Consider the following 11,957-nt stretch of genomic DNA (forward strand, 5'->3'; position numbering starts at 1 on the left):
TATGCCAACCAAAAACCTAAATTGACTCACTCTTATGGTTAAACAACACAGCTCTTTATCGTGGCTATTTATCTCTATTACATTTTTAACTCTGTTGGCTACTTCTGCCAGCAGTTATGCAAAAAGCATAAGTATTAACGTATTTGCTATTCCTTCTAAGCCTATTGTTGAGCTAGTCGCTAACACCAGCGATAAATTAGCTACGCACCAAATTACTACGTTTTACCAACAAGGGTTACCCGTGCACGCCACCTTGTATTTAACTGATTATCCCGTTGAAGCACAAAACGAAATTAAGCAAATGGTAGAGCGTATTGCCAAAGAACATCAGTCGTTTGAGATAAAAGCCAATGGATTTAGTGTGTCACCAAGTAATTGGGCATTTATAAATTTAGAAAAATCATATCAATTACAACGATTGGCAGATGAGGTTACCCTTAAGCTTGAGCCGCTTCGCGATCATCAAGCACCAGTGCCTAGTTGGGTAAAGCATTACCCTAATAAACTTGTGGCTTTTGAACGTTATGGCAGCCCTAATGTATTTCAGAATTTTCAGCCGCATTTAACACTACTCGCAAATGAACAAAGCGCAGCATTAGCGTTAGTCAAAAAAGCACTGCACGCTGAGCCACCGCAGGCACAAGGTGAAATAATTGGGATTGGAATTGGAGTGTCTGATCAGTTTGGTCAACAAAAAGAAATACTCGCTAAGTACTTTTTTGATGCCAAATAAATAGTTAATAGTGGGAGCTAATTACACATTTATTAACTTAAATGGTTTATGGGTTTGTGGTTAGCTTATCTGTTAAATGTTTTTTAAGTATGCGGGTGTTACGCGTATTTGCTTTAAACATGGCATCAAAAATATCTCCAAAAAATGGAATGAGCCCGCCAACAAAATCAATCAACATATTTATAATAATACGGCTTTTTACTCGCTTGCTAACACCTAAGCGCTGCGCTTCAATTAGTACATAGCCAGATAAAATAAGCCCTGCTAAATCACCTATCACAGGTAAAAGCCCAATCAACGACTCTACACCAAATTTAAATTTAGTAAACGGAATACCAATGCTGCTATCGGTAAAGCGGCTAAACTCTTCGAGCCGTTTTATGGTGGCTTTATATTCAGTTTGTGAGATGGAAGCTTGATTGTTTTTTTGCATACTAACAGCTCTCTTATTTTTAGGTGCGCTGAGCACATTTAAATTGTTGAGCGGCAATAAAGATGTATAGCCTGTATATACTAAACGCGCTATTGCCCGTTTAGTATAGTTTTAAACGTAAGGCGCTTAAATAGCGCCTTTAATTGGCCCATGTTCGTGGTTTACATGTGGGTTTTGACCGCGTTGACGAAGTAAATGATCCATTAAAGTAATAGCCATCATTGCCTCAGCAATCGGAATAGCACGAATGCCTACACAAGGATCATGACGACCTTTGGTGATCATTTCAACCGCTTCATTTTCGGTGTTAATACTATTACCGGGAATAGTAATGCTCGATGTCGGTTTAAGCGCAATTGATGCGATTATATCTTGCCCCGTTGAAATTCCTGCAAGCACGCCACCGGCATGATTTGAGGTAAAACCATCAGGGGTTAACTCATCACGATGTTCTGAGCCTTTTTGCTCGACTACATCAAAGCCATCGCCAATTTCAACGCCTTTAACAGCATTAATACTCATTAATGAATGTGCAAGTTCGGCATCTAGCCTATCAAATACTGGCTCACCTAAGCCAACAGGTACATTTTTAGCCACGACTTTTACTTTGGCACCCACTGAGTCGCCTTGTTTTTTTAGCTCGCGCATATATTCATCAAGCGCTTCAAGCTTGCTAACGTCTGGGAAGAAGAATAAGTTGTTTTCCACTTCGTCCCAATCGTAGTTTTCGGCTTTTATTGGCCCTAATTGACTCAAGCATGCTTTAACTTCAATACCATGAAACTGCTTTAAATACTTTTTAGCAATGGCGCCTGCCGCAACCCGAATAGCGGTTTCACGCGCAGATGAGCGGCCACCACCACGGTAATCGCGTAGGCCGTACTTGTGCCAGTAGGTATAGTCACCGTGACCTGGACGAAATACGTCTTTAATTTTGCCATAATCTTGTGAGCGTTGATCAGTATTTTCAATTAATAAACCAATACTGGTACCGGTGGTTTTACCTTCAAAAACGCCCGCTAAAATTTTAATTTGGTCGCTCTCACGGCGCTGCGTGGTATAGCGACTTTGTCCAGGCTTTCGACGATCTAAATCGTGTTGTATGTCGGCCTCTGTTATCTCAAGGCCTGCGGGCGTGCCATCCACTACGCCGCCTAATGCAACGCCGTGGCTTTCGCCAAAGGTGGACACTTTAAATAACTGCCCTATGCTATTACCTGCCATTAACTTTCCTCATTCCTAATGACTTATAGCCGAGAATTAACTCGGCTATTGTTTTGCCCAGCCATTTGGGATGAATGGCTAGTATTAATTATTACTGTGCAAAGTAGGCATCTAGTTGTTGCTTGCTAATAACAAACACACCTAATCCGCCTTGTTCAAACTCAATCCATTCAAATGGTGCGCCTGGATACAGTGCATCCATATGTACCATAGAGTTACCTACTTCGACAAATAACAAACCGTTATCTGTTAGATGCTCACTAGCTTGATCTAAAATAGTACGTGTTACATCAAGGCCATCGTGACCCGATGCTAACCCAAGCTCTGGCTCGTGGTGGAACTCACGTGGTAAATCAGCCATATCTTCAGCATCAACGTACGGTGGGTTTGCTACGATTAAGTCATATTTTTGCCCAGGTACACCACTGAATACGTCAGACTGGATCGGTAATACACGGTCACTTAGTTGATAGTCAGTGATATTAATATCAGCCACTTCAAGCGCTTCATAAGATATATCAACCGCATCAACTTGCGCATTTTCGAATGCTTGTGCCAATGCAATCGCGATACAACCTGAGCCCGTACATAAATCTAAAATACGCCCAACTGACTCTGGCTGCTCTAGCCAAGGTGTAAAACGATTATTAATAAGCTCAGCAAAAGGCGAGCGAGGAATTAATACACGTTCATCCACATAAAATGGCATATTGGCAAACCATGCAATGTTGGTCAGGTATGGAACTGGGGTAAAATCGTTAATGCGCTCGGCAATTAAGCCTGCTAAACGGTTTTTTTCAGTGCTGGTTAAACGGGCATGCATCAGCTCTTTGGGTGCATCAATTGGCAAGCTAAGTGCTGGTAATAACAAACTTACCGCTTCATCCCATGCGTTATCGGTGCCATGACCAAAGAAAATACCGCTACTTGCAAATTGACTTGTCGTCCAACGAAGCCAATCGTGTAAGGTTGAAAGTTCTGCAACAGCTTCATCCAGGGTTGCTTCTTCTATTAGTAATTCACTCATCAGTATTATCTGCCTGCTACTTTCAAAAAATTAACTCAATCGGGGCACACTATGGGCCCCATGATTGCCCTATTGTATACCCAAGCCACCTCTAGGTGCGAGTGACAGTTAGAATTAAAAGTAATTTAAACAAGGCATTGATTGCAAGTGTAATAGTCACTCTGTTGTTCAAATCAATAACGCAGTATAAATCGCTTTTAAACTAACCTTATTGGCGCCGTACTATGCACCTCAAAGCTGCTTGGGTATCACACCTTTTTACTCGATTTTTACCACTTTTTTGTTTAGACTGCCGCTATGAAAAAAGATCCACACTCAAACAATCTAATTAGTCCTGATGACATTGACTTGTTTCGTCAAAGTATCAGCGGTGCGCGCGTGTTCAAACAAGACACTCACCGTTTTAGCAATAAACCTAAAGTGTCACAAGCGAAGCAATTTGCCCAGCAAAAAAAGCAACAACAATCAGAATTTTTCTTTTCTGATGAATATGTGCCCGATATAGACACTAACGGCACTGTTAATTATGTGCAACAGGGTCAGGATCGTTTTTTAGCGAAACAACTTCGCCGAGGGGATTTTATACCTGATTTAACCCTCGACCTGCATGGCTTAAATAAAGAAGTAGCCAAGGATGAGCTCGCAGGGCTTATTCATGAGTGTAAAAAAAAGCATTATTACTGCGCCTGTGTTGTACACGGAATTGGCGGCCATATCCTCAGACATAAAGTGCCGCAATACTTAGTGCAGCACCCCGACGTTATTGCTATGCATCAAGCACCACTTGAATATGGCGGTAAAGGTGCGGTACTGATATTAATTAATTTACCGCAAAGTGATGAGTTTAGACGCTAATCAACAAGAGCCTTTTAGTGCATATATTTTCGATTATATTCCCGCTGATATTTATTGTGCTATGTGGCTATATTGCTAGCCGCAGTGGCTTTTTAGAGCGTATCCATATAGCGGGATTAAGTAAGTTTACTTTTTATATTAGTGTGCCGAGCTTTTTATTTTTAAATATGGCCAAAGCAGACTTACAAACCAGTGTCAGCTTAAATGGCTTTTTAAGTTTTTACATTCCGGTTATTTTAATTTACTTTTTTGCCCTAATTATTGACCGCTACATTCTCTCTAAACATCTTCAATACGAACGCCATAGCGTGTTTGCCCTTGGCAGTAGCTATTCCAATACTGTATTGGTGGGTTTACCTATTATTATTGCCGCATTAGGCGAGCAAATGATGGGCATTATTTTTATGATCATTACCTTTCATAGCGCATTATTGTTCACCCTTACTTTTTTAATTAGTGCAAACAGCGCCAGTCATGCGTTTTCCTGGTCAGCATTTTCCAAGAATATGCTACTCAATCCGGTAGTGTTAAGTATTAGCACTGGTTTATTGGTTAATTTGGCAGGGGTTACTTTATTTGCTGACTTAACTAATGGCTTAGCGCTTTTAGCCGAACCAGCTATTGCTTGTGCGTTATTTGTATTGGGCGCTAACTTAGCTTTTTATAAAATTAGCGATAACTGGCAAGCAGCGGCCATTGCCAGTCTATTAAAATTAGTCATATTACCTGCCTTGGTATTATTGCTAGGCACACACGTATTTACACTTAATGAGTCACTGTTAAAAGTACTGGTGCTATTAAGTGCATCACCATTAGGCGTTAATGCCTATTTAATTGCATGCCAAATAAAACAACACCAAGATACCCTAGCCAGTGCGGTAGTTTTATCTACAGTATTAAGTGTGTTGAGTTTTAGTGTGTGGTTAACCATTTTACTTTAGATATATGCCTAACCACGTTTTATTGTCAGGCTTTAAGCTGGGGAGGTTCGTAGTTTATACGGTTACATTAGCTGGCGCATCTATAGTGATGTAATCACTTTTATGGCTCACTTCATTGTAACTAATTTGGGCAACAGCACCAGTATTAAAAATTGGCATATTACCAGCGCATAGCTGATCAACCAAATAGCTCACCATAGGCATGTGGGCAACAACAAGCCAGGTATCGCATTCTGGATGAAGCGCAATTAACGTTTCTAAATAATCTGCAGCAACTTGAGGATTGCCCTCAGGAATAACATCGTGACAAGTTTCTTCAAATAAAAAGGTATTATTTTTTTTAACAGCCTCAGCCGTTTGCTGCGCTCTTACATAGGGGCTAACTAACAGGCCACTGGGAGCGTGCATTTTTTGCAACCATAGCCCCATTTTTTCAGCTTGCTGCTGACCCACAGAAGTCAAATTTCTACTGACATCATCAGAGTGCATCGGTGTTGCTTCACCATGACGCATTATCAAGATTGTTTTCATAAAAAATCAACCAATTAAAGAATATAAAACAGTAGCCAATTTGCTCGAATTTCCGCTATATTAATAACTCAAACCTATTTATTTTCTTAAAATAGTTCTTTCATGATGTTCAGGTAAATAGCGTCGCATTCCTGAAGTTATCATCTGTTGTTAACAATTTACGTTTAGTTTCAGGAGCATCATTTGAAAATCAGCACCAATGATAACAGAGCTTACCGCACACTAACACTGGACAATGGTCTAAAAGTGCTTTTAGTGCGCGATCAGGACTCAGCAAAAGCGGCAGCCTCCATGGCAGTTAACGCTGGTCACTTTGATGATCCTCTTGATAGGCAAGGCTTAGCGCACTTTTTAGAGCATATGTTGTTTTTAGGTACGGATCTGTATCCCGAATCCGGTAGCTTTAATAATTTTGTCTCTCAATCTGGTGGTAACACCAATGCCTGGACTGGTACGGAACATACCTGCTACTTTTTTGATATTAATAACAATCATATTGAATCGGCGTTAGCACAATTTAGCCGTTTTTTTATAGCGCCCGCCTTAAATCCCGCAGAAACCGAAAAAGAACGTAATGCGATTGAGGCTGAGTTTAAATTAAAGATTAAAGATGATGGCCGGCGCATCTATCAAGTGCACAAAGAAACGGTTAACCCTGCACATCCGTTTGCTAAGTTCTCTGTAGGCAACCTACAAACATTAGCTGATAGAAAACGCTGTATTAGTGATGAGTTACGCGACTTTTTTAATCAGCATTACCAAGCTCAATGGATGACCCTAGTGATTTGTGCCAATGAATCATTAGATACTCTTGAGGCATGGGCAACTCAATATTTCTGGCAGATTAAAGGCAATAACAGCAAGTTAAAGCCACCCATAGAGGCACCGCTTTATCGCAGCCAAGACTTAGGTAAGTTGCTCCATATTGAGCCACACAAGCATGTACAAAAGCTGATTATTAGCTTTGCCATGCCAAACATTGACGATTTTTACCGTCATAAAACTGTTAGTTTTATTGCCCACTTACTAGGGTACGAAGGGCAAGGCTCGTTGTATTCTGTACTAAAAGAACAAGGCTGGATCAATGCTCTTTCTGCCGGGGGTGGTATCAACGGTAGTAACTTTAAAGACTTTAATATTAGTATGGCGCTGACCGATGAAGGCATTGAATACTACGAAGACATTATTGAAATGGTATTTGAATACATTTGCTTAATAAATAACAACATCGGCAAACTCCCTCGCCTTTATCAAGATAAGCAAAAGCTGCTGCAAATCGCATTTGATAACCAAGAAAAGTCTCGGCTGATTGACTGGGTCAGCAATTTAAGTATTAACATGCAACATTACGATGAAGTTAATTACTTACAAGGCGACTATTTAATGGAAGGCTTTAAAGCCACCACTCATGAAATGGCGATGCAATGGTTAACCCCTCATAATATGCGTTTAGTGCTGATTCATCCGGGTGTAGAGCCTGAACACACAGCCGCTTGGTATAACACACCGTATAAAATTGAAAAATTGTCACTGCATTGGCTTGAAGCGCTGGCACAAATTAGTCAGCCACAAGGTGAAATGTTATTACCTACCGCAAATCCTTATTTAGCTAAAGATGTTGTTCTATACCCAATAGAGTCGCAGCAAGCTCATCCAACATTATTGGTAAAAGAAGCTGGCTTTGATTTTTGGTTTAAACAAGATGCCACCTTCAGAGTGGCTAAAGGGCATTTTTATTTAGCCATGGACTCTGACTTTGCAGTTAAAGATGTAAAGCATATGGCATTGACTCGATTGTTTTCTGATTTGTTTATGGATAGTGTTGGCGAACAATTTTATCCAGCTGAACTCGCGGGCTTAAGTTATCACTTAACCTCTCACCAAGGCGGCTTAACCCTGCATACTGCAGGGCTATCTTCAAGCCAACTAGAGCTGGTTGATCAGCTAATTGATGCACTATTTAACGTAAAAATTTGTGCTAAACGCTTTGCTGAATATAAAAAACAACTGGTAAGGCACTGGCGTAATAGCAACCAAAACAAACCCGTTAGTGAGCTCTTTAGTATTTTAGGCGCTAAAATAATGCCATGGAATCCACAGCCTGACGAGTTAGCAAATGCACTTAAAGATACCTGTTTTCATCAGTTTAATGAGTTTAGACAGGCGTTTTTTAATGCACTTCATGTTGAGTCTTTTTTACATGGCAATTGGCAACAAAATGAAGCGCTTGAGTTTCAGAAAAAGGTGGCACTGCACCTTAAAAAGTCAGCCGTTATAGAAGATTTAAAGCGCCCACTCTTTGAAATTACCAAAGTGACTCGTTACGAATTAGAACTCGCTTGTAGCGATAATGCCATGGTGATTTATTATCAAGCATTAAGCGATGATGTTGATGAAAAAGTAAAAATGATGGCGCTTAATCATTTAATTAACCAAGATTATTTCAATGAGCTACGGACCACACAACAACTAGGTTATTTAGTTGGTGCCGGTTATGCGCCCTTTAACACCCGTGCCGGAATTGCTTTTTATATTCAGTCACCTAAATTTGAACCAAGCACATTACTGCACAGGCATAATGTTTTTATTAGTCAATATTTATCAACCATTGATGAACTGACAGAGCAAACCTGGCTGCAACAAAAACATGGGCTAGTGACGCATATTGCCGAAAAAGACAAAAATTTGCGTTTACGTTCACAACGTTTATGGCTTGCAATTGGCAATGGCGATCATCAGTTTAATATGCAGCAACGCCTGCTAGATTCTTTAAACGCATTAACGCTTGAAGATTTAAAAAACTATGCAGCTGAAATTTTTAGTCCAGACCGCCCAAGATATGAGCTTTTAAGCGCTAAATCTGTGAATCAATCGGAGAATCTACCACTTTATTCGCATTCTCTTTGACTCTTGCTCGCGCTTGATTTAGATTGTCTTTTGTAAATAAGAAGTAAGACAATGAACAAAATAAAAATAATAAAATACATTCTATTGTTGACCACTTTGGTCACCGCCTACTCTGCTAGTGCATTTGAGTCATCATTTAGCTTGAACTTAAATGCGCTAGTCGTTAGCGTGTGTGCAATAATGTCATTACTGTTAATTTACTTTTTAACAGTTATTCACTCACTCAAGCGCTCACATTCCCAATTACAGCAATCTGAAAAACGCTTAAAAAGTACCGTAGAAGGTAGTGGTGACACGCTTTGGGACTGGAATATAAAAACCGGCAAAGTTATTCGTATTAACGACAAGTACGTGTTGAATAACAACAATCTAGTAGAGTTCCCACCTAATAAAAGCCTTATACACCCTCGTGATTTAACTCATGTAGATTACCTACTAAAAAAACACTTTGCTGAAGAGAGTACTTTTTTTGAAGCTACTTATAGAATTAAAGATAGCTTTGGTAAATGGCATTGGGTGCTCGACCGTGGAAAAATAATTGAAAAAGACGCAAACCTTAGCCCACTGAGAATGACTGGCACGGTGAGAGATATTTCTCAGCTCAAATCAACCGAAGAACGACTAAATCTATTTGCAAAATGCGTTGAGTCACTCACGGATGCACTGGCTATTTATGATAAAGATTTTAAGCTTGTTGATATTAATCCAAGCTTTTTAACTTTGTTTGGCGGTGTGCGTGAGCAATACCTTAAAAAAGAATTTCATTTAGCCGGTTACGACAAAAGCTACATAGAAACTATAAAAGACACCGTTCGAAAGCACGAGCATATTCAAGAAGAAGTAAAGCTGCGCAATAGCGATCATGCCCTACTGCCATTTGAAATTTCGATAGATGAAATTAAAAACGCGCAAAATCAAATAACTAATTACGTGGTGGTGTATTCTGATTTAACCGAGCGTAAAAAAACGGAGTCAGAGCTCAATAATTTATCCAATCGAGATCGCACCACCAGCTTACCTAACCGTAATTTATTTTTTTCTGATTTAAAAAAACTAGCAAAGCAGCATTCACACCATGCATTGTTAGTATTTGATTTAGATAACTTTAAAAAGATAAATGACTCATTGGGTCATCAGTTAGGTGACAGCTTGCTGGCAAAGCTTGCTATGCGCTTAAATAAGCTTACCCGTGAAAATGATGTATTTTATCGCCTTGGCGGCGATGAATTTGCGCTGGTTATGTCAAACACCAACGATATTCTCACTATCACCCGTATGGCTAAACAGTTTTTAGCGGCAATAGCTACACCGTTTAAAATGGCAGGTCATGAACTTGCTATCACCTCAAGCGTGGGTATAGTACTGTTCCCTGAAGATGGTAACACCCCCGAAATACTATTAAAGAACGCCGATACCGCTATGTATCATGCGAAAAAGAAAGGTAACAGCTACTTGTTCTTTAATGACACCATGAACCGCCAAGCAGTAAAGCGACTACAAATAGAAAACCTAATGCGCTTTGGCTTAAAAGAAGATCACTTTGAGGTATATTATCAGCCTAAAATGAATATTCGTACTGGTAAGCTTGCTGGAATGGAAGCGTTAGTGCGTTTTATTACGCCGAAAAAGGGGGTTATTAGCCCGGGGGTATTTATTCCAATCGCCGAAGAAACAGGGCAAATTATTGAAATTGGTGAAGTGGTTTTAAACAAAGCTTGTCGTGACGTAAAACAATGGTTAGACGCTGGATTATTTAACGCTCGTGTTGCGGTAAATTTATCAGCAAAACAATTTAGCCTACCCGATTTAACTTCGCGCATTGATGTGATTTTACAAAAAAATGAACTGCCCTCCTACTTTTTAGAACTCGAGATCACCGAAGGCACGGTAATGGACGACCCACAAGAAGCCATTGCGATTATGCGCTCTTTAAGTGCCCGCGGCATTCATTTAGCTATGGATGATTTTGGTACTGGGTATTCGTCGCTGGCGTATTTGAAACAGTTCCCACTAAATACGCTTAAGGTAGATAAAGCCTTTATTGATGATATGAAGACAGAGCGTGGCCGCAATATGGTGGACTCTATTGTCACTATTGCACATAACCTTGATTTACATGTAGTTGCTGAAGGTGTAGAGCAAGCCTCACAAATAAGCATACTGGAAGAGCTTAACTGTGAAACACTTCAGGGTTATTACTACTCTAAACCACTCTCAAAAGATGAATTTACTGCGTTTTTAAAACAACAACAAAGCCAATCAAAACTCAGTTTAATTAGAGCAACCAGTTAAGCACGCCATAGGCACGTTTTTATGCCGGTATTGCGTATTAATGCACGTCGATAATGTAGGTTAAATAAACACCACGCTGCAGGTCCCAACAATCCGCTTAAAAATAACCAGCGCTTCACAGGCATACCTTTTTTGATGGTTTCAATATACATAAGTGCGATAAACACACCGCTGAGTAAAATAAATAATACCATGGTCATCAAACTGCTTAAAAATTGAGGCGCGTATAATAGCGTTTAACTGGCTAAAATTAAAGCAACGTATTATTTAATTGTAGTCCTTTTAAATCAGACACAAAAAAGCCGAGCAACTTAAAAGCTCGGCTCTCAATTATCAATTCATCACAGCTTATTTGTCAGCACGACCCATAAACTTATGCTCGGCAGTATTAATGCGGATGCGATCACCAGTTGAAATATGCTCTGGCACTTGGATCGTTAAGCCCGTTGATAAGCGTGCAGGCTTTGAGCGAGCGCTGGCTGAAGCTCCCTTAATTGAAGGGTCGGTTTCTTCAACAACAAGTTCAACACTTGAAGGAAGATCAAGACCTACCGCAGTACCGTCAATTACAATAACGTGCACACCTTGGGTTTCTTCATTAACAAATTGAATTTCTTCCGCTATGGCGTCTTTATTTAAATTGTAAGGCGTGTAATCTTCATTATCCATGAAGACATACTCATCCCCATCAATATACGACAGCATGGCTTCACGACGGGTTAAATCAGCAAGATTAAGCATATCGCTGTCTTTAAACGTTTCGTCAACTTTACTACCCGTTACTACATCGTATAAACGCATACGGTATAAACTACCACCAGCACGACCTTGCGGTACTGAGCGTACGATATCTTTTACTACTAATACACGGCCATTAAAGTCAATAGCCGTCCCTTTTTTAACATCACTCGCCTTTGGCATGGGTGAATTCCTATTGTTTTTTTGATTGCGAGAAACATACCACGAAACTGATTTTGTTCAACAATAAAGTGATATGATTAGCTTCTTACTTCG

11 protein-coding genes are annotated in these 11,957 nt (G+C 40.0%); 5 read left to right on the top strand and 6 right to left on the bottom strand.

The features are described 5' to 3' along the window. The first annotated feature begins 34 nt into the window (after nt 1–34). Nucleotides 35–733 (top strand): 2'-5' RNA ligase family protein, encoded by a 699-nt coding sequence (locus DK924_RS14530; protein WP_109875530.1) that lies wholly within the window; start codon nt 35–37, stop codon nt 731–733. Between the two features lie 46 nt (nt 734–779). Here DK924_RS14530 and DK924_RS14535 read toward each other — a convergent pair whose 3' ends face one another. The 3 genes from DK924_RS14535 to prmB all read right to left on the bottom strand — a co-directional run bounded on the left by DK924_RS14535 (nt 780) and on the right by prmB (nt 3,417). Next, nucleotides 780–1,166 (bottom strand): DUF4112 domain-containing protein, encoded by a 387-nt coding sequence (locus DK924_RS14535; protein ID WP_010391373.1) that lies wholly within the window; start codon nt 1,164–1,166, stop codon nt 780–782. Between the two features lie 126 nt (nt 1,167–1,292). Continuing rightward, complete coding sequence (aroC, locus tag DK924_RS14540; protein WP_109875531.1) at nt 1,293–2,390, bottom strand: chorismate synthase; 1,098 nt, start codon at nt 2,388–2,390, stop codon at nt 1,293–1,295. Between the two features lie 91 nt (nt 2,391–2,481). Beyond that, on the bottom strand, nt 2,482–3,417 hold the full coding sequence (prmB, locus tag DK924_RS14545) for a 50S ribosomal protein L3 N(5)-glutamine methyltransferase (RefSeq protein WP_008466678.1): 936 nt from the start codon (nt 3,415–3,417) through the stop codon (nt 2,482–2,484). 297 nt (nt 3,418–3,714) lie between these two features. Here prmB and smrB point away from each other — a divergent pair, with 297 nt between their 5' ends. Both smrB and DK924_RS14555 read left to right on the top strand, forming a co-directional pair. Next, entirely contained in the window at nt 3,715–4,272 is a 558-nt protein-coding gene (gene smrB / locus DK924_RS14550) for an endonuclease SmrB (RefSeq protein WP_008114517.1), read from the top strand. Between the two features lie 17 nt (nt 4,273–4,289). After that, nucleotides 4,290–5,213: an AEC family transporter gene (locus tag DK924_RS14555; RefSeq protein ID WP_109875532.1), complete on the top strand. Its 924-nt coding sequence runs from the start codon at nt 4,290–4,292 to the stop codon at nt 5,211–5,213. 54 nt (nt 5,214–5,267) lie between these two features. On the opposite strand, the gene sixA is transcribed toward DK924_RS14555, so the two are convergent. Continuing rightward, a complete protein-coding gene (sixA, locus tag DK924_RS14560; protein ID WP_021033112.1) occupies nt 5,268–5,744 on the bottom strand; it encodes a phosphohistidine phosphatase SixA in 477 nt (158 codons plus the stop codon). A gap of 183 nt (nt 5,745–5,927) precedes the next feature. Between sixA and DK924_RS14565 the strand changes: the two genes are divergently transcribed. Both DK924_RS14565 and DK924_RS14570 read left to right on the top strand, forming a co-directional pair. Next, nucleotides 5,928–8,651 (top strand): insulinase family protein, encoded by a 2,724-nt coding sequence (locus DK924_RS14565; RefSeq protein ID WP_109875533.1) that lies wholly within the window; start codon nt 5,928–5,930, stop codon nt 8,649–8,651. 51 nt (nt 8,652–8,702) lie between these two features. Next, nucleotides 8,703–10,943: an EAL domain-containing protein gene (locus DK924_RS14570; protein WP_010391359.1), complete on the top strand. Its 2,241-nt coding sequence runs from the start codon at nt 8,703–8,705 to the stop codon at nt 10,941–10,943. On the opposite strand, the gene DK924_RS14575 is transcribed toward DK924_RS14570, so the two are convergent. Beyond that, nucleotides 10,940–11,143 (bottom strand): hypothetical protein, encoded by a 204-nt coding sequence (locus DK924_RS14575; protein WP_054202138.1) that lies wholly within the window; start codon nt 11,141–11,143, stop codon nt 10,940–10,942. The genes DK924_RS14570 and DK924_RS14575 overlap by 4 nt on opposite strands. A 148-nt stretch (nt 11,144–11,291) precedes the next feature. Continuing rightward, nucleotides 11,292–11,864, bottom strand: coding sequence for an elongation factor P-like protein YeiP (yeiP, locus tag DK924_RS14580; protein WP_010391355.1), 573 nt, complete (start codon nt 11,862–11,864; stop codon nt 11,292–11,294). Nucleotides 11,865–11,957 lie beyond the last annotated feature (93 nt).

Source organism: Pseudoalteromonas sp. meg-B1 (genome assembly GCF_003173795.1).
Lineage (GTDB): Bacteria > Pseudomonadota > Gammaproteobacteria > Enterobacterales > Alteromonadaceae > Pseudoalteromonas > Pseudoalteromonas undina.